Source organism: Klebsiella sp. 1SOBk5mer (assembly GCF_046603115.1).
Classification (GTDB): domain Bacteria; phylum Pseudomonadota; class Gammaproteobacteria; order Enterobacterales; family Enterobacteriaceae; genus Klebsiella; species Klebsiella quasipneumoniae.
Genome location: NZ_JBKIUU010000012.1, coordinates 83905 through 108827 on the forward strand (window position 1 = coordinate 83905; position 24923 = coordinate 108827).

General features: G+C 58.3%; 23 protein-coding genes and 1 pseudogene. 5 read left to right on the forward strand and 19 right to left on the reverse strand.

Translation table 11 applies throughout. From position 1 onward, the window contains the following. The first annotated feature begins 91 nt into the window (after positions 1-91). Positions 92-453: pseudogene (locus ACLH1U_RS21495) on the forward strand (hypothetical protein). Here ACLH1U_RS21495 and gntU read toward each other — a convergent pair. The 5 genes from gntU to ACLH1U_RS21520 all read right to left on the reverse strand — a co-directional run bounded on the left by gntU (position 450) and on the right by ACLH1U_RS21520 (position 5590). Continuing rightward, complete coding sequence (gntU, locus tag ACLH1U_RS21500) at positions 450-1790, reverse strand: gluconate transporter (protein WP_004202127.1); 1341 nt, start codon at positions 1788-1790, stop codon at positions 450-452. The pseudogene ACLH1U_RS21495 and the gene gntU sit on opposite strands and share 4 nt — an antisense overlap. Next, on the reverse strand, positions 1790-2320 hold the full coding sequence (gntK, locus tag ACLH1U_RS21505; RefSeq protein ID WP_004202126.1) for a gluconokinase: 531 nt from the start codon (positions 2318-2320) through the stop codon (positions 1790-1792). The genes gntU and gntK overlap by 1 nt, the downstream gene beginning before the upstream one ends. A 180-nt stretch (positions 2321-2500) precedes the next feature. Further along, on the reverse strand, positions 2501-3496 hold the full coding sequence (gntR, locus tag ACLH1U_RS21510; protein ID WP_023291217.1) for a gluconate operon transcriptional repressor GntR: 996 nt from the start codon (positions 3494-3496) through the stop codon (positions 2501-2503). Positions 3497-3735: 239 nt separating this feature from the next. Further along, on the reverse strand, positions 3736-4431 hold the full coding sequence (locus tag ACLH1U_RS21515) for a pirin family protein (protein ID WP_411299454.1): 696 nt from the start codon (positions 4429-4431) through the stop codon (positions 3736-3738). Positions 4432-4552: 121 nt separating this feature from the next. Next, on the reverse strand, positions 4553-5590 hold the full coding sequence (locus tag ACLH1U_RS21520) for an oxidoreductase (protein ID WP_065805855.1): 1038 nt from the start codon (positions 5588-5590) through the stop codon (positions 4553-4555). A 264-nt stretch (positions 5591-5854) separates the two neighbouring features. Between ACLH1U_RS21520 and ACLH1U_RS21525 the strand changes: the two genes are divergently transcribed. Together ACLH1U_RS21525 and yhhY are read left to right on the forward strand one after the other, a co-directional pair. After that, on the forward strand, positions 5855-6496 hold the full coding sequence (locus tag ACLH1U_RS21525; RefSeq protein WP_023291219.1) for a polymer-forming cytoskeletal protein: 642 nt from the start codon (positions 5855-5857) through the stop codon (positions 6494-6496). Positions 6497-6736: 240 nt separating this feature from the next. Next, complete coding sequence (gene yhhY / locus ACLH1U_RS21530; protein ID WP_072096665.1) at positions 6737-7213, forward strand: N-acetyltransferase; 477 nt, start codon at positions 6737-6739, stop codon at positions 7211-7213. An 89-nt stretch (positions 7214-7302) separates the two neighbouring features. Here the strand turns inward: yhhY and ggt are convergent, their stop codons facing one another. After that, positions 7303-9048, reverse strand: coding sequence for a gamma-glutamyltransferase (ggt, locus tag ACLH1U_RS21535; protein ID WP_023291221.1), 1746 nt, complete (start codon positions 9046-9048; stop codon positions 7303-7305). Positions 9049-9171: 123 nt separating this feature from the next. Here ggt and ACLH1U_RS21540 point away from each other — a divergent pair, with 123 nt between their 5' ends. Further along, positions 9172-9492 carry a DUF2756 family protein gene (locus tag ACLH1U_RS21540; protein WP_023291222.1) on the forward strand — a complete coding sequence of 107 codons (321 nt, stop codon included), beginning with the start codon at positions 9172-9174 and terminating at the stop codon, positions 9490-9492. Between the two features lie 24 nt (positions 9493-9516). Here ACLH1U_RS21540 and ugpQ read toward each other — a convergent pair whose 3' ends face one another. The 10 genes from ugpQ to livK form a co-directional block, all read right to left on the reverse strand. After that, complete coding sequence (gene ugpQ / locus ACLH1U_RS21545; RefSeq protein WP_032454245.1) at positions 9517-10257, reverse strand: glycerophosphodiester phosphodiesterase; 741 nt, start codon at positions 10255-10257, stop codon at positions 9517-9519. Beyond that, on the reverse strand, positions 10254-11324 hold the full coding sequence (locus ACLH1U_RS21550) for a sn-glycerol-3-phosphate import ATP-binding protein UgpC (RefSeq protein WP_023291224.1): 1071 nt from the start codon (positions 11322-11324) through the stop codon (positions 10254-10256). Before ACLH1U_RS21550 ends, ugpQ begins: the two co-directional genes overlap by 4 nt. 1 nt (position 11325) lies before the next feature. Further along, complete coding sequence (ugpE, locus tag ACLH1U_RS21555; RefSeq protein WP_008806976.1) at positions 11326-12171, reverse strand: sn-glycerol-3-phosphate ABC transporter permease UgpE; 846 nt, start codon at positions 12169-12171, stop codon at positions 11326-11328. Then, the gene (gene ugpA / locus ACLH1U_RS21560; RefSeq protein WP_032454247.1) at positions 12168-13055 is read right to left on the reverse strand and encodes a sn-glycerol-3-phosphate ABC transporter permease UgpA; all 888 of its coding nucleotides are present in this window, start codon (positions 13053-13055) and stop codon (positions 12168-12170) included. The genes ugpE and ugpA overlap by 4 nt, the downstream gene beginning before the upstream one ends. Before the next feature lie 106 nt (positions 13056-13161). Continuing rightward, positions 13162-14478 (reverse strand): sn-glycerol-3-phosphate ABC transporter substrate-binding protein UgpB, encoded by a 1317-nt coding sequence (gene ugpB, locus ACLH1U_RS21565; protein WP_411299455.1) that lies wholly within the window; start codon positions 14476-14478, stop codon positions 13162-13164. A gap of 271 nt (positions 14479-14749) precedes the next feature. Further along, positions 14750-15463: a high-affinity branched-chain amino acid ABC transporter ATP-binding protein LivF gene (gene livF / locus ACLH1U_RS21570; RefSeq protein WP_074423169.1), complete on the reverse strand. Its 714-nt coding sequence runs from the start codon at positions 15461-15463 to the stop codon at positions 14750-14752. Position 15464: 1 nt separating this feature from the next. Further along, positions 15465-16232: a high-affinity branched-chain amino acid ABC transporter ATP-binding protein LivG gene (gene livG, locus ACLH1U_RS21575; protein WP_023291227.1), complete on the reverse strand. Its 768-nt coding sequence runs from the start codon at positions 16230-16232 to the stop codon at positions 15465-15467. Further along, positions 16229-17506 carry a branched chain amino acid ABC transporter permease LivM gene (livM, locus tag ACLH1U_RS21580; protein WP_004202111.1) on the reverse strand — a complete coding sequence of 426 codons (1278 nt, stop codon included), beginning with the start codon at positions 17504-17506 and terminating at the stop codon, positions 16229-16231. The genes livG and livM overlap by 4 nt, the downstream gene beginning before the upstream one ends. Further along, positions 17503-18429 (reverse strand): high-affinity branched-chain amino acid ABC transporter permease LivH, encoded by a 927-nt coding sequence (livH, locus tag ACLH1U_RS21585; protein ID WP_002920807.1) that lies wholly within the window; start codon positions 18427-18429, stop codon positions 17503-17505. The genes livM and livH overlap by 4 nt, the downstream gene beginning before the upstream one ends. Before the next feature lie 61 nt (positions 18430-18490). Beyond that, a complete protein-coding gene (livK, locus tag ACLH1U_RS21590) occupies positions 18491-19600 on the reverse strand; it encodes a high-affinity branched-chain amino acid ABC transporter substrate-binding protein LivK (protein ID WP_002920808.1) in 1110 nt (369 codons plus the stop codon). 423 nt (positions 19601-20023) lie between these two features. Between livK and panM the strand changes: the two genes are divergently transcribed. Next, positions 20024-20407, forward strand: coding sequence for an aspartate 1-decarboxylase autocleavage activator PanM (gene panM / locus ACLH1U_RS21595; protein ID WP_032454249.1), 384 nt, complete (start codon positions 20024-20026; stop codon positions 20405-20407). 398 nt (positions 20408-20805) lie between these two features. Here panM and livJ read toward each other — a convergent pair whose 3' ends face one another. The 3 genes from livJ to ACLH1U_RS21610 form a co-directional block, all read right to left on the reverse strand. After that, on the reverse strand, positions 20806-21909 hold the full coding sequence (gene livJ / locus ACLH1U_RS21600; RefSeq protein ID WP_002920812.1) for a branched chain amino acid ABC transporter substrate-binding protein LivJ: 1104 nt from the start codon (positions 21907-21909) through the stop codon (positions 20806-20808). 257 nt (positions 21910-22166) lie between these two features. Then, positions 22167-23411 (reverse strand): aromatic amino acid transport family protein, encoded by a 1245-nt coding sequence (locus ACLH1U_RS21605; RefSeq protein WP_060589716.1) that lies wholly within the window; start codon positions 23409-23411, stop codon positions 22167-22169. Positions 23412-23558: 147 nt separating this feature from the next. After that, positions 23559-24824, reverse strand: a complete 1266-nt coding sequence (locus ACLH1U_RS21610) for a 4-aminobutyrate--2-oxoglutarate transaminase (protein WP_023291230.1) — start codon at positions 24822-24824, stop codon at positions 23559-23561. Between the last annotated feature and the right edge of the window lie 99 nt (positions 24825-24923).

Below are 24923 nucleotides of genomic sequence, written 5' to 3' on the forward strand. Positions count from 1 at the left end.
CGAGGTGTGTGCTGTTTGTGCCTGACCAGTTTCCAACTGGATTATCCCTCACCTTACAAAATGCAGCTAAAGTCGCAAGTGAAATTAATCAATGATTGCTGAACAATCAGAAAAGCAACTTATCTTGCACATTGTCCACCGTCGCTGGTCGTCGTCAAAGCGCAATGATTATCGGGGAAATCACCCAGGGAATGGAACATTTTCCGTCGCGATTTTATTGATCCTGATTATGGATTAAGCGCGAAATCCGCTGATTTTCCCCTTGCCAAAAAGAGGCAACAAACCCAGGTGCAGCAAGGCTTGCCGAAGGATACGAGCATCGTCGTAGCGCTAATAAGGGCGAGGAGCGGGAAGAGAAAAGAGGGAAAAAGCGCGGCTTATCGCCGGGAAGCCAGGGTAAACGGCGTTACCCTGGCTTTTGGCCACCCGCGAGCGGGTGGCGAACAGACTTAGCTCAGCAGCTGGAAGGCAATCATGCCGACAATCGCCCCGGTGGTGCCGAGGATGGTTTCCATCATCGTCCAGGTTTTCAGCGTCTGGGCTTCGGTGGCGCCGGTAAATTTACCGAACAGCCAGAAGCCGGCGTCGTTCACATGGCTCACGACAATCGAGCCGCCGGCGATACAGATAGACAATGCCGCCATCTGCGCGCCGCTGTAGTTCAGCTGCTCAATCACCGGCATCACCAGGCCGACCGCCGTCAGGCACGCCACGGTGGCGGAGCCCTGGATGATACGCACCGCCGCCGCCAGCACGAAGCAGGTAATGGCGATCGGCAGCCCCATACCGGTCAGAGCTTCACCCAGCGCCGGGCCGACGCCGGAGTCAACCAGCACCTGCTTGAAGACGCCGCCTGCCCCGATCACCAGCAGGATAATGCCCGCCGGCTGCAGCGCATGACCGCAGATCTCCATCACCCGGTCTTTCGCCATCCCCTGACGTACCGCCAGGCCGTAGATCGCCACCAGGCAGGCCACCAGGATCGCGGTGAATGGGTGACCGATAAATTCAAACCATTCGTAAGCGGTCGACCCCACCGGCACAAAGCGCGCGGCGATGGTTTTCAGGCCTACCAGCACCAGCGGCAGCAGGATCAGCGACAGGCTGAAGCCGAAGGAGGGCATTTTGCCTTCGCCGAGATGCGGCTCCGTCACGTCGTCAGGAATATGCAGCTCAACGTAGCGGCTGATGAAGTTGCCCCACAGCGGCCCGGCGATAATCATTCCCGGAATGGCCGCGCACAGGCCAATCAGGATCATCCAGCCAAAGTCGGCGTGCATTTGCGACGCCAGCAGCATCGGCGCCGGTCCCGGCAGCAGGAACGCGGCGGCGGCGGCCACCCCGGCAAACAGCGGGATCACCAGCTTCACGAGGTTAGTGCCGGTATGGCGCGCCATCGAGAAGGCGACGCTGATCAGCAGCACGATCGCCACTTCGAAAAACAACGGCAGCGCGCAGATGAGGCCGGCGAGACCAATCGCATAGTGCGCGCGATTGTGGCCGAAGGATTTGAGCATCTTGACGGCAATCTGATCGACCGCCCCCGTTTCATGCAGGATCTTCCCGAACATCGCGCCCAGCGCGACGACGATCGCCAGGAAGCCCAGCGTACCGCCCATCCCCTTCTCCATCGTCGCCGCGATTTTATCCAGCGGCATGCCGGAGAAGAGACCTGCGCCAATAGAAACCACCATCAAAGCCACGAAGGCGTGCATCCGCGCCTTCATGACTAAAAACAGCAGCAGCAATACCGAGCCGACTGCTGTTAAAACAAGCGTTAAAGTACTCACTAGTGACTGCCTTTGTTGATCACCTCAATGGTGCTGGCCACCACGCCTTCCAGCGGCTGGTCGATATCGACGATAAGCACATCGCTCTCGTCGGCGCCTGGTTCCTGCAGCGTTTCAAACTGCGTCACCAACATTTGGGTTTTGAAGAAGTGCCCTTTACGCGCCTTCAGACGGTTTTCGATCACCTCGAAGTCGCCTTTCAGGTAGATGAAGGAGAGGTTCGGGTTGCCCTTGCGCAGAATGTCGCGATAGCTCTTCTTCAGCGCCGAACAGACGATCAGCGACACCTTATTGGTACGCTGCATGGCAAACGCGGCGTCATTTAGCGCCTGCAGCCACGGGGTACGGTCGTCATCGTTGAGCGGCTCACCGGAGGCCATCTTGGTGATATTGCTGCGCGGATGCAGAAAGTCGCCGTCGAGAAACGCGGCATGCAGCTGATGCGCCACTTCGCTGGCGACAGCGGATTTCCCGCTGCCGGAAACGCCCATCAGAACGTAGACATGGTGATCATGATTAGTCGTGCTCAAAGCATCCTCCCACCGGACAGGTACGCCGCGCCGGGGCTGACTCATTGAGCGCGAAGGCGGCGTATCGGTTAATTGTTACGGGTAACTGTTATCGGTAACATTGTCATGCCGGACCTGTGGAGAAGCAATATCCATTCGTGCCAGATGTGAATATGTGTGATCTACTTCAAACTTGTCAGTTTAAATTGATCCGCCCGGTGACAATGTGAAACCTAAATCTAACATCTTAGGGGTAATCGCTTCGCCACGAATGCGCGCCAGCAGACGTTCGGCGCCAATGCGCCCCATCCGCTCGCGCGGGGTCAGGACGCTGGCCAGCCGCGGCTCCATCACCTGGCCGATATCGTGGCCGTGGAAACCGGCTATCGCCATGTCGTCCGGGATCTTCAGCCCCAGGCGCTGGCACTCAAAGGCCGCGCCGACCGCGAGGTCATCGTTGGTGCAAAAGATGCCGTCAAGCTGCGGGTATTCGCGGCGCGCCTGGCGCATCAGCTCAATCCCGGATGAATAGGACGAGGACTGCTCCACCATCACGCTGTAGGGCGTCATGCCCGCATCGAGCATCGCCTGCTCGTACCCCTTCTGTTTGATGATAGTACGTTCATCAAGACGCGCGCCGAGATAAGCAACGTGGCGGTGGCCGCGGGCGATAATCGCCGCCGTCATCTGCCGCGCCGCTTCGAAGTTATCGAAACCGACCGCGATATCGAGGCACGGCGACTGGCTGTCCATTAGCTCCACCACCGGAATGCCAGCGACTTCAATCATCTTCAGGGTGCGGGGCGTATGGGTGCGTTCGGTGAGGATCAGGCCGTCAATGTTCCAGGAGAGCATCGATTCGAGGCGTTTCTCTTCCATTTCCGGCTTGTAGCCGTAGTGCGCCAGCATGGTTTGATAGCCGAAGGCGTCAGTGACGCTTTCAATCCCGCGCAGCACTTCCGAGAACACCTGGTTGGTTAACGATGGCAGCAGCACGCCAATGGCGCGGCTGGTGGCGTTGGAGAGAATGTCAGGGGCGCGATTGGGAATATAACCCAGTTCATCGAGGGCAACGGCAATCTTGCCACGCAGCGCTTCGGAGACCTGCTCCGGGTTGCGTAAATAGCGACTGACCGTCATTTTGGTCACGCCGACAAGATCGGCTACATCCTGAAGTACGGGTCTTTTCTTTTTCATCGTCCTGACTGTGATCAACGGGGAACATTTTCTCAGTTTATCACGGACAAAGCGCAACCTTCCCTAACATGAGGGAAGGCTACGCAATTTATTTATACCTATCATACTTCGAGTTGCATGCGCGTTGGCTTTCCTCGCTCACCCCCAGTCACTTACTTAAGTAAGCTCCTGGGGATTCTCTGCGTCGCCGCCTTTCTGCAACTCAAATTATTTTGGGTATAGACGACCTCAGATAACGATCAAACCGGCGGCAGATCGAACAGCAGGATTTCGCTATCGCTGTCGGCATGAACCGAAATCGCCTGCTCGTCCCAGATAGCCAAACCATCGCTGGTAGTGGCTTTGGTACCGTTGATGGTCACTTCGCCTTTGACGACCTGGATCCAGACGCGACGTTCCGCGGCAATCTGGTGAACCGACTGCTCATCTTTCAGCAGCGCCCAGCGATACAGCTCCATATCCTGATAGACCTTCAGCGAGCCATCCCGTGCATCCGGCGACAGCACCAGCTGTTTGCCCTGGGCGGCGTCGAAGCGGCGCTGCTCGTAGCGCGGGATAATGCCGGTTTCTTCCGGAATAATCCAGATCTGGTACAGACGCAGACGATCGGTTTTGCTCGGGTTGTACTCAGAGTGACGCACCCCGGTACCCGCGCTCATGATCTGGAACTCGCCCGCCGGCACCTGCTCTTTGTTGCCCATGCTGTCCTGGTGCTCCACCGCCCCTTCCAGCACATAGGTCAGAATCTCCATATCTTTATGCGGGTGGGTACCGAAGCCCTGACCGGCGTCGATGACGTCGTCGTTAATCACCCGCAGGGCGGAGAAGCCCATAAAATTCGGGTCGTAGTAGTTGGCGAAAGAGAAAGTATGCCAGGAATCCAGCCAGCCATGGTTAGCGTGGCCACGTTCGTTCGCTTTGCGTAAGTAGATCATGTTGCACCCCCATATGTTTTCGATGGAGTCAGTGTGGACCCATTTCGCCGACGATCATAGAGGGTGAAAATTGACTCCTCTGTTCAAAAAATATGAACAAGCGCCGAGGAGCCGACTCGGCTTATTTCACCAGAGTAATGGTGGCCGGTGAGGGCTGCTCAAAGCCGCGCTGCAGGATCTCCATATTGGTAAGAACGTCAGATTCCTTGATGTAATTTGGCTGGCCGTTGACGAGGGTGTCGTACAGCGCGTCGTAGACCCGACCATAGTCGCCGCTCTCCAGCGGGACCGCTTCGCGCACCGTCTCCCCTGCCTCGTTGACATACACCAGCTCGCCGACGCTGTCGTCCGCGCCAAAGCCCGGCTCGCCCGGCATGATATTGGCTTTCAGGCTGGTCTCCTGCTGGTCGATACCATATTTCACAAACGAGCCTTTATGGCCGTGGACGATGAATTTCGGGTAGTCGATCTGCACCAGGTGGCTGGTCTTAACGATGGCCTTCAGATCGCCGTAGAACAGCTGGGCCTCAAAGGTATCATCCGGGTTAGCTTTGTTGCGCAGCGAGCGCAGATCGTAAGCGACATGGTCCGGGCGGCCGAACAGGGAAATAATCTGGTCCAGGGTATGCACGCCAAGGCCATAGAACTCGCCGTTTTGCGGGCCGCCGGGGTTGGTCTCCGCCAGCGGGCGGTAGTTGTCAAAATGGCTTTCGATCTCCACCAGTTCGCCAAGTTTGCCGCTCTCAATCACCTTTTTAGTGGTCAGGAAGCAGGAGTCGAAGCGGCGGTTCTGGTAGGGCGTCACCGTCAGGCCTTTGCTGTTCGCCAGCGCAAACAGGGTCTTGGCTTCCTCCAGCGTCGGGGTGAACGGCTTTTCCACCAGCACGTTTTTCCCCGCCTCCAGCGCCTTTTTCGCATAGTCAAAATGGCTGTCGGCATGGGTGCAGACCACCACCAGCCTGACCTGCGGGTCGTTTAATACTTCATCGAGATCGCTGGTGAAATGGATGTGGGAATACTGCGGCGCCTGCTCCTCGGGCTTCGCCCGACGGCGATAGATGTGCGCCACCTGCCAGCGGTCCTGGCGGTGTAACACGTAAGGAAGATGGTAGCGGGTGGTGCTTTTGCCGAAGCCAATAAATGCGCAGTGCAGAGTCATAACGCTGTCCTTAGTTAATAAGCTACCTTCAACCATAGCGCAAGCCGGGACATGACTTCATCCTCTCAGTCCGTTTTCCGTGAAGATTCGTCAAAAAAATAGGTCGCGTACCATCCATACGTAATAATTAACAACTCATTGATTAACAACAGATTAAATCGACATTTTTCGGTTAAATCTCTTGATCTCAATGGCGAAACTGCGGATAAGTGGAGGGCAAACCAGGACGTTGCTGATGACTAACGGAGTAGCCAGCCGCTACGAATGGACAAACAGTATCTCGCCTTAAACGGCGCCCTTTTTTTCTGGCTTCTCGCGCTGATCGCCTGGTCTGTCGATGCGATCGTGCCGGCGCGCCTGGCGGCCGCCTGCGCACTGGTCGCCTTTCTCCTCCATAGCCAACGGAACAAAATTAACGCGATGTTTATTAAGAAAAATAAAACGGAACCTCAGACGTCAGAAGTGGCCACGCCTCCGGCAAACAACCCAGAATCCCAGGCGGTCGCCAGCAAAAAACAAGAGACTACAGTCATCGCCAGCGGGGTGCATTTCGTCGGCAATATTGTCGCCAGCGGCCATGTCTATATTCACGGCCAGCTTACCGGCAACATTGAGGCGAAAGAACATCTGATTAAGGTGATGCGTGAAGGTCAGGTCGAGGGCAACATCAGCTGCCGTGAGCTGATTATTGATGGCAAGGTTCAGGGCCAGTGCCGCGGCGACAGCATCACCATTGAGGAACACGGCAATCTGGATGGCACTCTCGCCTATCGCTCGCTGGCGATTAAAAAGGGCGGCCAGTTCACCGGCAGCGCCGAGGTGCTGGCCGCGGCGGAAAGCAAAAGTCATCTCATCGGCCTGGTTGCGGAAGACGGCGTGATGTCCGCCAGGCCGCAAAGCGCCTGAGGTAGCAGCAAAAAAAAAGCCAGCACCCGGCTGGCTAAAGTAATACTGGAAGCAATGTGAGCAATGTCGTGCTTTCAGGCTTTCCGCAAGGGTCTTCCTGAATGCAGGACAATAATAATCATTCTCATTCGCACTTGTCTATCTTTTTTTTGCGAAAAACGGCATTGACTCCCCGGCTGCCGTCAGAGATGGTGAAGGAGAATCAACCACCAAAAAGAGGACAAGGGAATGAGTGACATAGTGATACGCCATGCCGAACCGCGCGATGCTGAACCTTTACGTATGCTGATGGCGCACCCGGAGGTCTATCATGACACGCTACAGATCCCTTACCCCGCCATGGAAGCCTGGCAGGAGAAGCTACAGCCCAAACCCCATACCTTCCATCTGGTGGCGACGCTGGACGATCGGGTTACCGGGCATCTGTCGCTCCATGTCGAACCGCGCCCTCGTCGCAGCCACGTGGCGACCTTTGGCATGGCGGTTGCCGCCGGCCATCAGGGGCGCGGTATCGGCAGCGCGCTGATGCGCGAGATGATCGATCTGTGCGATAACTGGCTGCGCGTTGACCGCATTGAGCTGACGGTGTTCGCTGATAACAAGCCGGCGATTGCGGTGTACAAAAAACACGGATTTGAGATCGAAGGCACCGGCAAGCGTTACGCGCTGCGCAACGGTGAATATGTGGATGCATATTATATGGCGAGAATGAAGTAGCATGTTGCCGGGTGGCGGCTTCGCCTTACCCGACCTGCGTTCGTGCAGTGGTTGGCCCGGTAAGCGCAGCAGCGCCACCGGGCAACATATCAATACCCCGCCGTTAAATCATCCGGCGAACGCGGGTCGGAGGCGCCATACAGCATCCCGTCCGGCCCCACCATAATGCTCTGAGTGCTGCCCATCGCCTCTTTCAGCGCCACTTTCTGCCCTTTCGCCTCCAGCAGCTTCAGGGTATCCGGGCTAAAGCCTTTCTCCACCCGCAGCTCATCCGGCAGCCATTGATGATGGAAGCGCGGGGCGTTGGTGGCTTCTGCGACGTTCATCCCGAAATCGATGGTATTGACCACCATCTGCAGCACCGTGGTGATGATCCGGCTGCCGCCCGGGCTGCCGGTCACCAGCCAGGTTTTGCCGTCTTTCACCACAATGGTCGGCGACATCGACGACAGCGGGCGTTTTTTCGGCTCCACCGCATTGGCGTCGCCGCCCACCAGGCCATAGACGTTAGGTACGCCGGGCTTCGCCGAGAAATCATCCATCTGGTTATTCAGCAGAATGCCGGAGTCCCCCGCCACAATGCCGGTGCCGAAGGTGGTATTCAACGTATAGGTCACCGCCACCGCATTGCCGTCTTTATCGACCACCGAGAAGTGGGTGGTCTGGTTGCTTTCATAGGGCGCCAGCTTGCCCGGGCGGATCTGGCTGGAAGGCTTCGCCTTATTGACGTCGATCTCGGCGGCAATCGCTTTGGCGTAGGCTTTGCTGGTCAGCGCCTGCCACGGCACTTTGACGAAATCAGGGTCGCCGAGATATTCAGAGCGGTCGGCATAGGCGTGTTTCTCCGCCTCCGCCATCACCTGCATAGCGTCGGCGCTGCCAAAGCCATATTTCTGCAGATCGAAGTTTTCGAGGATATTGAGGATCTGCACGATGTGGATCCCGCCGGAGGAGGGCGGCGGCATAGAGTAGATCTCATACCCGCGATATTCGCCGCTAATCGGCGTGCGCTCCACGGCCTTATAGTTAGCGAGGTCGGCTTTGGTGATAAGCCCGCCGTGCTTTTTCATCTCGTCCGCGATCTGGTCGGCAATAGCGCCTTTATAGAAGGCATCCGGACCGTGCTCGGCAATCAGCTCGAGGCTTTTCCCCAGGTTCTTCTGTACCAGCCGGTCGCCCTTCTTCAGCGGCTCGCCGTTCTTCCAGAAGATCGCTTTACTGTTTTCGTGCTGCGGGATCACTTCGCTGCCGTAGGTCTTCAGATCGTCCGCCAGCGCATCGTTAACAATAAAGCCCTCTTCCGCCAGCTTGATTGCCGGGCGGATCACTTTGTTCAGCGGCATGGTGCCGTATTTTTCCAGGGCAAGAGAGAAGCCCGCCACGCTGCCTGGCGTGCCAGAGGCCAGATGCGAGGTGAGCGATTTTTTACTGTCCGGGTTACCCTGGTCGTCGAGGAACATGTCGCGGGTGGCCTGCTCTGGCGCCATTTCGCGGAAATCGATCGCCGTAGTCTTGCCGTCTTTCGTCCGCAGCATCATAAAACCGCCGCCGCCGATATTCCCCGCCTGCGGATGAGTGACCGCCAGCGCGTAGCCAACCGCCACCGCCGCATCGACGGCGTTGCCGCCCTGGCGCAGAATATCCACCCCGACGCGGGTGGCCAGCGCATCCACCGAGGCCACCATGCCCTGCCGGGCGCGCACCGGGTGGAATACATCCTCCTCTACGCCATAAGAGACCGGCGGCGGCGGCGGTGGACTGGCGGCGACGGTAAAACTACCGCCCGCCAGCAACGCAGCGATGACCACCTGACGCCAGATTGTTGTTTTTATCATTGTCTTACTCCTGATAGGTAGGTTTCATTCCCCGCTTAAGCCTGGTTGATAACTCCTAAAAAATCATTGTTATGGCGGATTCGAGGTACACTTAAGTGATCCCACGCACGGGAGGAGAAAACCATGAAAGCGATGTTATTTCTGGCGGCGCTGATGCCGCTCGGCGTTTTAGCCCAGCCAATCAATATTGATAACAACCCCAACCAGCCGGGTTACGTGGTCCCCAGCCAGCAGCGCATGCAAAATGAGATGAAGGTGCAGCAACAGCAGCAACAGAGCATGCTGAAGCAGAATCTGAACAATCAGACTCGCTCCCAGCAGCAGCATTTGCAAAACCAGCTGCAGACCAATCAGCAGCGCGCGGCGCAGGGCGGGAATCTCAATCCGCCGCAGCAGGTGCTGCCGAACAACAACGGAGGGATGCTGCGGCAGACCAACCCGTAAAGGCCAGCCGCCGCGCAGCGGTTATTAAGGCTGGAAATGGGGCCCGATGACGTCAATAGCATCGGTGCAGATGCAGTCTACGCCCCAGCGCAGCAGCTCGGCGGCGCGCTGGGGTTTGTTAACGGTATACACCAGGATATGCAGGCCGGCCTGTTTCAGGCTTGCCACCCGCCCGGCGTCCAGCAGCTTGTGGTTAAGGTGAATGGAGACGCAGCCCAGCCGGGTGGTCAACTCCCGCCAGTCCTCACGCCACTCATCCAGCAGCAGCCCACGCGGTAGCTCGGGGGCGGCTTCCTGCGCCGCTTCCAGGGCATCGATTTCAAACGACGACAGCAGCGGCGCGGCCATTCCCGCCCACAGCTCCCGCGCCGCCAGGGCCACCACGTTGCCGGTCAGCGGCCCAAGGCCGGTGGTCGGTTTAATTTCGATATTCGCCATCATGCCGTGACGGCGGCAGCGCTCCGCCACCTGGGAGAGCAGTGGCAGCGGCTCGCCCTTAAATTCACGGCTGAACCAGCTACCGGCATCCACCTTCAGCAGATCGTCCCATGGCAGCTCCCCCGCCACGCCCCAGCCGTTGCTGGTGCGTTCGAGATTATCGTCATGCAGCAGAAAGATCTGCCCGTCCTTTGACAGCTTGGCGTCAAATTCAATCATCGTGTGCCCGTAGCGAGCGCCGACGTCGATAGCCGCCAGGGTGTTCTCCGGCGCCAGTTTACCGCCGCCGCGATGGGCGACGATACGGGGATAAGGCCAGTTACTCATGCGCGTTGTCCTGTTTCACCATCAAAGAGGTGCAGATGTTCCAAAGGCAGATGCAGCCATAGCGTGCTGCCTGCCGCCGGGCGCTGCTGGTGCGGCAGTCTGACCACCAGCTTCTGTTCGCCCCAGCGCCCGTGGGCAAGGTTATCGGCGCCTAAAATTTCCAGGGAGTCCATCAGCAGCGGAATGCCGCCTTGCGCCTGCGAGCTTAAGATAAAATGCTCCGGGCGGATACCGAGGGTCATTTTACGCCCGGCGTGGCGCCGGTGCTCATGATTCGTCGGCAGCTGGATGCCGCCCGCCAGCTCAAAGCGACCGCCGTCATCGCTGATGCGCCCTTCCAGCAGGTTCATGGCCGGGCTGCCGATAAAGCTCGCCACAAAGCGGCTGGCCGGCTTCTCATACACTTCCACCGGGGTGCCGATCTGCTCGGCAACGCCTTTATTCATCACCATCACCCGCTGGGCGAGGGTCATCGCCTCCACCTGGTCATGGGTAACGTACAGCGAGGTGGTTTTCAGGCGGCGATGCAGCTGTTGCAGCTCAAGACGCATCTGCACGCGCAGCTTGGCGTCGAGGTTTGACAACGGTTCGTCGAAGAGGAATACCGCCGGGTCACGCACGATGGCGCGGCCCATCGCCACGCGCTGGCGCTGGCCGCCGGAGAGCTCGCGCGGACGGCGCTTGAGCAGGCCGTCGAGCTCAAGAATACGCGCCGCCTCCTGCACCCGCTCGGCGATCAATCCCTTACCCATGCCGCGGATCTTCAGCCCCCACGCCATGTTCTCTTCCACGCTCATATGCGGATAAAGGGCATAGTTCTGGAACACCATGGCGATGCCGCGATCCTTCGGCTCCATCTCGGTGACCCGCTTGCGGTCGATCCAGATATCGCCGCTGGTCACCCGCTCCAGTCCGGCGACCATCCGCAGCAGCGTTGATTTCCCGCAGCCCGACGGGCCGACCATGACGATAAATTCCCCGTCCGCCACGTCCAGCGTCAGCGGTTGAATCACCTGGGTTTTGCCATCCCAGCTTTTGCTTACTGCCTGTAGTTTTAAACCAGCCATTTTATTTCTCACTATCGACCAGGCCACGCACAAATGCGCGCTGCATGGCTAAAACGATGACAACCGGCGGGATCAGGGTCAGCAGCATCGCCGCCATCACCTGATTCCACTGGGTAGTACCTTCGCCGGTGGCGATCATGCCTTTGATGCCGGCGACGGCGGTGCCAAGATTCACATCCTGAATAATCAGCAACGGCCACAGATACTGGTTCCAGCCGTAGATAAAAGTGATGACGAACAGCGCCGCGAGGTTGGTTTTCGACAGCGGCAGCACGATGTCGCGAAAGAAGCGCATCGGCGAAGCGCCATCGATACGAGCCGCTTCAATCAGCTCGTCCGGCAGGGTCATAAAGAACTGGCGGAACAGGAAGGTGGCGGTGGCTGAGGCCATTAGCGGCAGCGTAAGCCCGGCGTAGCTGTCGAGCATGTTGAGATTGGCGATCACTTCCACCGTCGGGAAAATACGCACCTCGACCGGCAGCATTAGCGTGATAAAAATCATCCAGAAGAACAGGTTACGCAGCGGAAAGCGGAACCAGACGATGGCGAACGCCGACAGCATCGACACGACGATTTTGCCCACCGTAATGGCGAACGCCATGATGAAACTGTTGAGCATCATCAGCCAGAACGGCGCGCTGTTGACGCCAACGCCGTTCACCCAGATGGTCTTCATGTTCTCCAGCAGATGTCCGCCGGGGATCAGCGTCATCGGCGTTTCGAACACAGATTGGTTATCCAGCGTCGCCGCCACGAAGGCGACGTACAGCGGGAATAAAATGACGGCGATGCCCAGAATCAGCATGGTGTGGCTGAAAATCGTCAGCCCGCGACGGTTCTCAATCATTGGTAACGCACCTTACTTTCAACGTAACGGAACTGCACCACCGTCAGGATAATGACGAGGAACATCAGCACCACCGACTGCGCGGCGGAAGCGGAAAGATCGAGCCCGGCGAAACCTTCGCGATAGATTTTGTAAATCAGGGTGGTAGTCGCCTGCACCGGGCCGCCGGCGGTGGCGGCATCGATCACCGGGAAGGTGTCGAAGAAGGCGTAAACCAGGTTGACCACCAGCAGGAAGAAACTCACCGGCGCAATCAGCGGCAGCGCCAGCCTGAAGAAGCGGCGGATTGGCCCGGCGCCGTCGATAGCGGCAGCCTCAACCAGCGAACGCGGGATCGACTGCAGCGCGGCGAAGAAAAACAGGAAGTTGTAGCTTATCTGCTTCCATACCGAGGCGAAGACCACCAGGAACATCGCCTGGCCGCTGTTCTGCGCGTGGTTCCAGTCGTAGCCCAGCTCGCCGAGGAAATGGGTGATCAGCCCGCGCCCGGGGTTAAAGAGGAAGATCCACAGCACCGCCGCCACCGCGGGAGCCACGGCATACGGCAGCAGCATCAGGGTCTGATAGAAGCGGCTGCCGCGTACCACGTAGTCGACCAGCGCAGCGAAAAAGAGCGAAATAAGCAGGCCGCTGACGGTCACCAGGGCGCTGAATTTGATAGTGGTCCAGAACGAGTCCAGATAGTACGGGTCATGGAACAGCGCCACGAAGTTATCCAGGCCGACAAACTGGCTGGACAGGCCAAACGGATCGACGCTCTGCAGCGAATACCACAGCGCTTCGCCCGCGGGCCAGATAAAGAAAATCAGCGTGATAATCAGCTGCGGCGCGACCAGGACATAGGGCAGCCAGCGCGAGCGGAATACCGGACGGGATGATGACATTGAGATTGGGTTCCTGAACAATGCCGGGTGGCGGCTACGCCCTACCCGGCCTACATAAGGCACATCGTAGGCCCGGTAAGCGCAGCGCCACCGGGCAAGTTACAGATTACGATTTGGTCGCTTGTTCGAAGCGGCGCAGCAGCTGATTCCCACGCTGAACGGCGGAATCCAGCGCCTGTTGCGGGGTTTTCTTGCCGGTCCACACGCTCTCCAGCTCTTCATCGACGATGGTGCGGATTTGCGGCATGTTGCCCAGACGCAGGCCTTTGGTGAACGGCAACGGCGGCTTGTTCAGCATCTGGCGCGTGGCGATATCGGCGCCCGGGTTCTTATCATAGAAGCCCTGCTGGCGGGTCAGATCGTAGGCCGCGGTGGTGATCGGCAGATAGCCGGTTTTCTGGTGCCATTCGGCGGCATTTTCCGGTTTGGTCAGGAAGTCGAGGAACTTCGCCACGCCGGTGTAGGTCTCTTTGTCTTTACCCTGCATCACCCACAGGCTGGCCCCGCCGATGATGGCGTTCTGCGGCGCGCCTTTCACGTCGGCATCGTAGGGCATCATGCCGACGCCGTAGTTAAATTTGGCGTACTGGCGGATATCGGCCAGCGAGCCGGACGAGGCAGTGGTAATGGCGCAGTCGCCGTTATAGAACTTTTCGGTGGACTCGTCTTTACGCCCGAAGTAGCTGAAATCGCCCTTCTTGTTCATCTCTTCGAGCAGCGCGATATGCTTCACCTGCTCCGGCTTGTTGAACTCAAGAACCGCGTCGGTGCCGTCAAAGCCATTGTTTTTCGTCGCCACCGGCAGGCCGTGCCAGGCGCTGAAGTTCTCAATCTGGATCCAGCCCTGCCAGCCGCTGGCGTAGCCGCACTTCATTCCGGCGGCTTTCAGCTTCGCGGTGTAGGCCGCCAGATCCTGCCAGGTCTTCGGCGGCTGCTCTGGATCTAAACCGGCTTTTTTGAAGGCGTCTTTGTTGTAGTACAGCACCGGCGTGGAGCTGTTAAACGGCTGGGAGAGCAGATGGCCGGTTTTCGAATCGGTGTAATACCCGGCGACCGTTGGCACAAACTGCGATTCATCAAACGTGATGCCCGCCTCGCTGAACACCTGGTAGACCGGCTTAATGGCTTTTGACGCCATCATGGTGGCGGTACCCACTTCATACACCTGCAGGATCGCCGGCGCGTTGCCGGTACGGAAGGCGGCGATACCGGCGCTCAGGCTCTGTTCATAGTTGCCCTTGTATACCGGAACGATTTTGTAATCAGGATTGGCCGCGTTAAAGCGTTGCGTCAGAGAATCCACTTCTTTACCCAGTTCGCCTTCCATTGAGTGCCAGAACGGGATGGTGGTAACCGCCAGGGCCTGACCGGCAAAAGCCAGGCTCAGCGCCAGTCCTAAAGCTGTATGTCGTAACGATATCATCGGTTATCTCTCTTGTTGTGCCGGATGCGCGATTTCACGCGTTTTATGCTCGCGGGGTAACATGACATGTTCGAATTACAGAAAAATAACTTTTTTATTACAAAAAAAAGATAGTAACGGGTCAGAGAGATGACAAGCCGATGAAAGGACGGGGGAAGTAAAGTGGGAGCTGAGACACGGATAATAGTTGTGCGATCGGCTCCCGGGGTCGGCGCAAGCGCCTCGCCCGGGCTACAAACCGGCGAAGTGAACGACGCCGGGTTGCGATGAATTAACCGCCGAGATAGGCGCTGCGCACCGCCTCGTTGGCCAGCAGCGCGTCGCCGGTATCCTCCAGCACCACGTGGCCGTTCTCCAGCACGTAGCCGCGATCGGCCAGCTTCAGCGCCTGGTTGGCGTTCTGCTCAACCAGGAAGATAGTCATCCCCTGCTCGCGCAGCTGCTCGATGGTATCGAAGATCTGCTGAATGATGATCGGCGCCAGCCCCAGCGACGGTTCATCCAGCAGCAGCAGACGCGGCTGGCTCATCAGGGCGCGGCCGATGGCCAGCATCTGCTGTTCGCCGCCGGACATGGTGCCGGCGCGCTGGATACGGCGCTCGTGCAGACGCGGAAACAGCTCATACACCCATTTGATGCGGGTCTGGAACTGATCGCGGGCGGCAAAAAAACCGCCCATCGCCAGGTTCTCTTCCACCGTCATTCGCGAAAAGACGCGCCGCCCTTCCGGGACGATCGCCACCGCCTCGCGCATGATCTTCGCCGTCTGCCAGTCGGTAATATCCTTACCGTCAAAGACAATACGCCCGCTGGAGGCGCGCGGATCGCCGCACAGCGTGCCGAGCAGGGTGGTTTTCCCCGCGCCGTTGGCGCCGATAAGCGTGACGATCTCGCCCTGTTTGATATGCAGGCTGACGTTGTGCAGCGCCTGAATCTTGCCGTAGTGGGCGCTGACGTTGTCAAAAGTTAACATCGCGTTTTCCATCTTATGCCTCACCAAGGTATGCGCGGATCACGTCCGGGTTATTACGAATCTCTTCCGGCGTCCCGTTGGCCAGCGGTGTCCCCTGGTTCACGACGTAGATGCGATCGGAAATGCCCATCACCAGCTTCATATCGTGTTCGATAAGCAGGATGGTGGTGTTGTGATGGTTACGCAGCTCGGCGATAAGCTCGTCCAGCTCTTTGGTCTCTTTCGGGTTCAGCCCCGCCGCCGGTTCATCGAGCATTAGAATTTCCGGCTGGGTCACCATGCAGCGGGCAATCTCCAGCCGGCGCTGGTCGCCATAGGCCAGGTTGCTGGCCTGCCGGTTAGCGTGCTCCAGCAGGCCGATACGCTCAAGCCAGGTGGCCGCGCGGTCCAGCGCTTCGCTCTGCGCCCGACGGAAGGCCGGCGTTTTCAGCAGGCCGGAGAAGAGCCCGGTTTTCAGCTGCTGATGTTGCGCCACCAGCAGGTTTTCAATGACCGTCATTTCGCGGAACAGGCGCACGTGCTGGAAGGTCCGCACCACGCCCATCCGGGCAATCTGCTGGCCTGGCAGCCCTTCCAGATGCTGGTCGCGCAGCAGAATGGTGCCGCCGGTGGGCTTGTAAAAACCGGTCAGGCAGTTAAAGACGGTGGTCTTCCCAGCGCCGTTGGGGCCGATCAGCGAGACGATCTCGCGCTCTTTGAGCTCCAGCGACACATTGTTGACGGCCAGCAGACCGCCGAAACGCATCATCAGGCCGCTGACGGATAATAATGGCTGACTCATGCCTGCTCTCCTTTCGCCTGACCGTTTTTCAGCTTCAACTGCACGCGCGTCATTGGCAGAAGCCCCTGCGGACGCCAGATCATCATCAGCACCATCAGACCGCCGAGCATTAACATGCTGTATTCGTTAAAGTCACGCATCAGCTCACGCGACACCACCAGCAGAATAGCCGCCAGGATCACCGCAAACTGCGAGCCCATCCCGCCCAGCACGACGATCGCCAGTACAAAGGCGGACTCGGCGAAGGTAAAGGATTCCGGGCTGACGAAGCCCTGGCGCGCGGCGAACAGCGTCCCGGCGAAGCCGGCAAACGCGGCGCTGATGGTAAAGGCGGTCAGCTTGATGCGCGTCGGGCTCAGGCCCAGCGAACGACAGGCGATCTCATCTTCACGCAGCGCTTCCCACGCCCGCCCCAGCGGCATCCGCAGCAGGCGGTTGATAACGAACAGGCTCAGCACCACCAGCAGCAGCGCCACCAGATAGAGGAAAATGACCCGGTCGGAGGGATCGTATTTGACGCCGAAGAAGTTGCTGAAGGTATCCCAGCCGCCTTCGCGGGCGCTGCGGCTGAATTCGAGGCCAAAGAAGGTCGGTTTCGGGATCTGGCTGATGCCGTTTGGCCCGCCGGTGATTTCGGTATTGTTGAGCAGCAGAATACGCACGATCTCGCCGAAGCCTAAGGTCACGATCGCCAGGTAGTCGCCGCGCAGACGCAGCACCGGGAAGCCAAGCAGGAAGCCAGCCGCCGCGGAGACCAGGCCGGCCAGCGGCAGACAGGTCCAGAAGCCGAGACCGTAATAGTGGTTCAGCAGCGCGAAGGTATACGCGCCGATGGCGTAGAACCCGCCGTAGCCCAGGACCAGCAGGCCGGAAAGGCCGACCACCACGTTCAGCCCAAGGCCGAGAATGATATAGATCATCGTCAGGGTGGCGATATCCACCGTACCGCGCGACACCATAAACGGCCAGGCCACGGCAATCACCAGCAGGGCTATCAGGAACAACTTCTGCTTCACCGTCGAGCCGTCAATCGCCGGCATAATAAACTTCGGCCCGGAGACGTTCTTAACCGCTTTCTGGAACAGCGGCCGCAGCAGCTGGAAGAAAAAGACCACCGCGGTGCCGATGAAGATCCACTGCCAGCGAATATCGGCGGCGGTATCCACCACCAGTTTGGTGCCGTTCAGCTCCAGCTGCACGCCCATAAAGACGCCCGCCAGAATGAAGAACATCGCAGCAGAGAGCAGCGCCATTGCAATTTGCATCGGTTTCATACTTTTTCCACCTCCGGGCGGCCCAGAATGCCGGTCGGCATCACTAACAGCACCAGAATCAGCAGCGCAAAGGAAACCACATCCTTATATTCGGTGCTGAGATAGGCAGAAGAGAGCGCCTCGGCAATACCCAGGATCAGGCCGCCGATCATCGCGCCGGGGATACTGCCGATACCGCCGAGCACGGCGGCGGTGAAGGCCTTCATCCCGGCCATAAAGCCGATGTAGGGGTTAATCACGCCGTAGAACTGACCCAGCAGCACGCCCGCCACCGCCGCCATCGCTGCGCCGATGACAAAGGTCAGGGCAATGACGCGATCGGTGTTAATGCCGAGCAGGCTCGCCATTTTCAGGTCTTCGGCACAGGCGCGGCAGGCGCGCCCCATCCGCGAGTAGCGAATGAACAGCGTCAGGGCCAGCATGGCGATAAAGGTCACCACCCAGATCACCAGCTGCATGGTGGTGATCGTCGCGGAGAAGCTGTCGCTGTGGCCGACGACCCACTGGCCGTTAAACAGGCTCGGCAGCGCCACGTCGCGGGAGCCCTGGGTCAGGCTGACGTAGTTCTGCAGGAAGATAGACATCCCGATAGCGGAGATCAGCGCAATCAGACGCTTGGAATTACGCACCGGCCGATAGGCCACGCGCTCAATGCTCCAGCCGTAGGCGCTGGCAATCACAATGGCGCCCACGAAGCCGGCGGCGACCAGCAGCCAGCTGGTGTCGATACCCATCATCATCAGCGCGGCGATGATCATGAAGGAGACATAGCTGCCAATCATGTAGACCTCGCCATGGGCGAAGTTGATCATGCCTATAATGCCGTACACCATCGTATAGCCGATGGCGATCAGCGCGTAGGTACTGCCCAGCGTGACGCCGTTAAACATCTGCTGCAGAAAATAGAGAAACTGCTCGGACATAAGGTAACCTTTTTCAAACCGCCCGCGGCTCGCGGGCGGAGGGATAACTCATCTTCAGCGCTTATTTCGCCGCGCTCGAAGAGCCGTCGGCGTGCCACTGGAAGACACCAAACTCAAATCCCTTCAGATCGCCTTTTTCATCCCAGGTCAGCGGCCCAATCACGGTTTTCGCCCCGTGCGCTTTCAAATCTTTGATTAAATCCAGCGGCTGCTGGCTGCCGGTTCTGTCCATCGCCTGCGCCAGCGACTGAACCGCGGCGTAAGTGATCCAGACATACGGCCCGCTCGGATCTTTCTTCTCCGCTTTCAGCGCGTTGACGATGGCGCTGTTGGCAGGGTCCTGATCGTAGCGTTTTGGCATCGTCACCAGCATCCCTTCCGCCGCGGCGCCCGCGATATTGGACAGCGAGGCGTTGCCGACCCCTTCCGGCCCCATAAACACGGTTTTCAGCCCCACGGAGCGCGCCTGGCGCAGCATTTGGCCCATTTCCGGGTAGTAACCGCCGTAGTAGACGAAGTCGATGTTCTCTTTCTTCAGGCGCGCCAGCAGCGCGGAGAAATCTTTCTCGCCCGCGGTGATACCGTCAAAGAAGACGATGTTGGCCCCGGCTTTTTTCAGGTTGTCCTGCACCGAACGCGCCAGCCCTTCGCCGTACTGCTGCTTGTCATGAATGATGGCGATACGCTGCGGTTTGACTTTCTCGACGATATATTTCGCCGCGGTCGGCCCCTGCGAGGAGTCGAGGCCGGCGGTACGCATGATGTACTGATAGCCGCGCTGGGTCAGCTCCGGGTTGGTCGCTCCCGGGGAGATCATCAGGATGCCTTCATCCTCATAGATATCGGAAGCCGGCTGGGTGGAAGAGGAGCACAGGTGGCCGATAACGTACTGAATACCGTCGTTGACGATTTTGTTGGCCACCGCGACCGCTTGCTTCGGATCGCAGGCGTCGTCATATTCGACGGCCACCAGCTTGTCGCCCTTAATACCGCCGCTGGCGTTGATGTCTTTAATCGCCTGACGCGCGCCGTTGAACTCCATGTCGCCCCACTGGGCCACCGGACCCGACATCGCGCCGACCACGGCGACCTTAATATCCTTGGCCATCGCCGCGTGCGACATCGCTAATGCGACAATGCCCGCGACGATGGTTTTCGCGTTCCTTTTCATGCTGCAGAACCCCGTTCGTGATGTGGTGTAAATGTTTTGTATTTTTATGGTTAAAAAGCATTCTGTGCTTTTATTAAACAACGCCATTTTTACCATTGAGTTTAATGGTTTAGCGCAGCTTTTCACTAAAAAACAGATTAAAATCTCTATTTTTCAGTCGATTAAGCAAAGATAATATTCTGTATTTTGCTGAAGATAAACAAAAAAAAGTCCATGCGGCAGCATAAAATAACGATACATAAGGCGGAATAAAACGCTGCACATTAGGTTAAAATCCTGCTTATTTTTCGATCCATGACGGATTGCGCTACCCCAACAACGCCAGGAAAACGAATCCCCTGATGTATACGCAAAAAACAGCGCTCCGCCAGACAGCAATTTTGGGTACACTGGCGCCTCTGTTTTGCACTGGACTTGCCGCCCATGAAACTGACTATTATCCGTTTACAGCACTTCAGCGATCAGGATCGCATTGATCTGGGGAAAATCTGGCCGTCGCAGGATCTGTCGACGCTGACCCTGGATGAAAACCATCGTCTCTATGCCGCCCGCTTTAACGAGCGCCTGTTGGGCGCTGTGCGCGTTACCCTGCGCGGCGTCGAAGGTGAGCTCAGCGATCTGTGCGTGCGTGAAGTGACCCGCCGCCGCGGCGTCGGGCAATATTTAGTGGAAGAGACATTGCGTGATAACCCGGCGATCAATAGCTGGCGCATCGCCGACCGCGGGGTGGAAGACCGCGGCGTGATGGCGGCCTTTATGCAGGCACTCGGCTTTAGCGCCCAGCAGACCGGTTGGGAAAAGCATTAAGCCGTAGCCCCAATAAGCGGAGCATGGCCAAGGAAGAACCCGGCGGCGCTTCGCTTAGCCGGGCTACCTGGCAACTATAGCCCTGGTAAGCGCAGCGCGAGCGGGGGCAGACAACGCATTTGCAGCGTGAAAGGCGCCCTACCCATTTAACCCAGCATTTCGCGTTGCAAAAAGGCGTCAAGACCCGAAATCCCCGGGAGCTTACATCAGTAAGTGACCGGGGTTGAGGGGCGCAGACAACGCATTTGCAGCGTGAAAGGCGCCACCACCCATTTAACCCAGCATTTCGCGTTGCAAAAAGGCGTCAAGACCCGACATCCCCGGGAGCTTACATCAGTAAGTGACCGGGGTTGAGGGGCGCAGACAACGCATTTGCAGCGTGAAAGGCGCCGGTTAAATTATTTGGCGTCGGTCGCCGTACCGTTAGCATGCCAGGTAAAGACACCGAACTCGAAGCCTTTCAGGTCGCCTTTCTGATCCCACGACAGCGGGCCCATCACGGTGTCTACCGTCGCGCCTTTCAGGTATTTAGCGATTTCCGCCGGATCGTCAGACTGATTCAGGCCCGCCTGCAGCGACTGCAGCGCCGCGTAGGTGGTCCAGACGAAGGCGCCGCTCGGATCCTGTTTCTTCGCCTTGATCGCATCCACGATCGGTTTGTTCGCCGGCACCTGGTCGTAGTTCTTCGGCTTGGTCACCAGCAGGCCTTCCGCCGACTCGCCGGCGATGTTAGACAGGGAGACGTTCGCTACGCCTTCCGGGCCCATAAACTGGGTTTTCAGACCGGCAGCCCGGGCCTGACGCAGGATCTGGCCCATTTCCGGGTGGTAACCGCCGTAGTAGACGAAGTCGATATTCTCTTTCTTCAGGCGCGCCACCAGAGTGGAGAAATCTTTCTCACCAGCGGTGATCCCGTCGAAGAAGACCACGTTCGCCCCGCCTTTTTTCAAGCCATCCTGCACCGCACGGGCCAAACCTTCGCCGTACTGCTGTTTGTCATGCACGACTGCGATACGCTGCGGCTTCACTTTGTCGAGAATGTATTTCGCCGCGGTTGGTCCCTGGTCGGAGTCCAGACCGGTGGTGCGCAGGATCAGCTTATAGCCGCGCGCGGTCAGCTCCGGCGCGGTCGCAGCGGGGGTGATCATCAGAATGCCTTCGTCTTCATAGATGTCAGACGCCGGCTGAGTGGAAGAGGAGCACAGGTGGCCGATAACGTATTTGATTCCGTCGTTGACCACTTTGTTGGCGACCGCTACCGCCTGTTTCGGGTCGCAAGCGTCATCATATTTTACGATCTGCAGCTTATTGCCCTTAATGCCGCCCTTCGCGTTGATATCCGCTACCGCCTGCTCGGCGCCGGTAAACTCCTGATCGCCGTACTGGGCCACCGGGCCGGACATCGCCCCGACTACCGCGATTTTGATATCTTCCGCCAGCGCCGCGCTGCTCATAACTAAGGCAATACATCCTGCCAGTAACGCTTTACCCTTCATATTCATCCTGAGGCTCCCCATTATTATGGTTTTTGCATTTGTTGTGATGTTGTTTGTTAGCGCATTATTTTGTTTATATCGATAGGAAAAGCATATGATAGCTAACCAACCGGGGGCTGCTCGCGCTTTTGCAGCACACTATGCTAAACATACCGTCATTCTGAGGAATTTGAAACGACTAAATTGCGGGCTATGTAACAGATAAGTGACAAATAAAAAAACCGCGCCAGCATGAACCGGACGCGGTGCAAAACAGGCCCTGATTACCAGCCAGCGGGCAGGTAGCCTACCGCGGACGCTACCGCGTAGACGGCGCTGCAAAGATACAACAACACAATGAAGCATTGGATAAGCGGATGGGTCATCCAGGCCGGACAGGTCCAGCCCGGCGTCAGGTCGCCACGTTGGCGGGCGCCCTTGAGCATCAGGATCGGCATAATCGATAAAATAACGCCGCTGAACACCCCGGCAAAATAGAGCGCGTTGACGAAAGAGACCATACCGCTGTAGGCCAGCACGAACGGCGGGATCGCCACCACCAGCAGCACCATCAAGCGGCGGGCAGGCTGTTCATCATTCCCCAGGCGGAACTGATCGAAGATATTGGTCAGGAAGCTGCCGCCCAGTCCCCAGTAGGAGGTCAACATCGCGCACAGCGCAAACAGGTTGGCGGAGAAGAAGGCCCATTCGCCAAGCGCCCTGCCCCAGGAGATGGTGGCCACATCCGAAATATTGTCCAGGCCATTAAGCGAGATCACCGACAGCGGCACCAGCGCCAGCAGGGTAAAGGTCAGCGCCATACCGACCATAATGGCTTTAGGCAATTTTTCCGGTTTGTCGGCGAAGCCTCGCGCCATTTCCGGGACGATATACTGTGCCGAGAAGCAGAACGCCACGACGTTGAAGACCGGAACCATATACAGCCAGTTGCCGTCGAGCAGATAGCCCACGCGGGTGGTCTCTTTCAGCAGCGTGGCAATCACCAGCACCGAGATCATCACCACCATACCGATGCTGATAAATTTCTCGCCGCGGCCGATCGCCTTCAGCCCCAGATAAAGCACCCCTGCCGCCGGGACGAAAAACAGCACGCTGCCCAGCGCCGGCGAAATGCCAAACAGGGAGTAGAGCAGCTTGCCGCTGCCGGTCATATAAGCCGTCAATGCGCCGACGCTGTTGACGCAGACGGAGAGGAACATCATCAGCGCGCCAAAGCCGCCGACGTAGCGCTTTGATAATCCGCTGAGCTGCAGATGTTTACGCGTGCGGAGCGTAGATTCCGCGACATAGAGCATGGTCACCGTGGTCAGGCTGCCCACCAGCACCAGCCAGAACAGCAGCGGTAAGAAGCCTGCTTTGCTTGACGCATAGGCGATGGAGAGGACACCCGCGCCGATATTGGTACCGACAATCATCGATACCCCTTCGACGAAGCTCAGAGATTTTGCAGGGACAGCCGTACGTTCCCGGCCGGTGAGGGCGGGAGAAAAGGTGGAGTTTTCAGACATAATACTTTCCGTTTTACTCCGGCGGTTTTCTCCGCCGGAAAAAAGGTGATATCAGGGTGATAAACCACTCACGCTGAGCATGAACAGCCGGCTGCGGCTTCCTGTTTCTGTTCGGCTTCCCTGCCGCCGCAGCCCACCGGGGAGACGTTAGCTCTTCAGTACGCGCGCCAGAATATCCAGCGCTTTCGAGAACTGGGCGTCCGGAATCGTCAACGGATAGAGGAAGCGGATCACGTTGCCGTAGACGCCGCAGCTCAGCAGCAGCAGGCCGTTCTCCTGCGCTTTCTGTTGCACCTGGCGGGTAAACTCCGGCGACGGCTCGCCAGTTTGCGGATCGTTAAACTCCACCGCCACCATCGACCCCCGACCGCGGACATCGACAATCGCCGGACAGGTGGCGCGCGCCTGGTTGAGCACTTCCTGCAGATGGCTACCCAGCTGTTCAGCACGCTGGCACAGCTGCTCTTCAGCAATCACATCCAGCACCGCGTGCGCCGCGGCTACCGCCAGCGGGTTACCGGCATAGGTTCCGCCCAGGCCGCCTGGCGCTGGGGCATCCATCACCTCGGCGCGACCAACGACGCCCGACAGCGGGAAACCGCCGGCGAGGCTTTTCGCCATCGTCATCAGATCCGGTTTCACATCATAGTGCTGCATGGCGAACAGCTTGCCGGTACGGGCGAAACCGGTCTGCACTTCATCGGCGATCAGCAGAATGCCGTGGGTATCGCACAGATCGCGCAACGCCTGCATGAAATCGGCTGGCGCGACGTTAAAGCCGCCTTCTCCCTGGATCGGCTCGAGGATGATGGCCGCGACCTGATCCGGCGCAATATCCGCTTTGAAAATGCGCTCCAGGCTTTTCAGCGCATCCGCGGTGGAGACGCCGTGCGCCGCATTCGGGTAGACACCGTGATACACCGAGCCCGGGAAGGGGCCGAAGCCGATTTTGTAGGGCGCGACCTTACCGGTGAGCGCCATGGTCATAAAGGTACGGCCGTGGAAGCCGCCGCCGAAAGTAATCAGCCCCGGACGGCCGGTGTAAGCGCGGGCAATTTTCACCGCGTTCTCGACCGCTTCCGCGCCGGTGGTGAAGAAGGCCGTTTTTGCCGGCCCGTCAATCGGCGCCAGATCGTTGATACGTTCCGCCAGCGTGACATAGCTTTCGTACGGCACAATCTGATAGGCGGTGTGGGTGAACGCCTGCAGCTGGTCAGCGACCGCGGCAACCACCTTCGGATGACGGTGACCGGTATTTAACACGGCGATACCGGCGGCGAAATCGATCACCTCATTGCCTTCGATATCCCACAGCGTGGCGTTCTCCGCCTTCTCGACAAAGTAGTTACACATTACGCCTACGCCGCGCGGCGTCGCCTGCTGGCGACGTTGATTCAGTTCTGAGCTTTTCACCTGCGAATCTCCTGTCGTGTATGTCACGTTATCGCAACAAATTAGAAACGATGTCGTTTATTTACACAGGAGTTGGCCCTATAATCGAGTACCAATTTT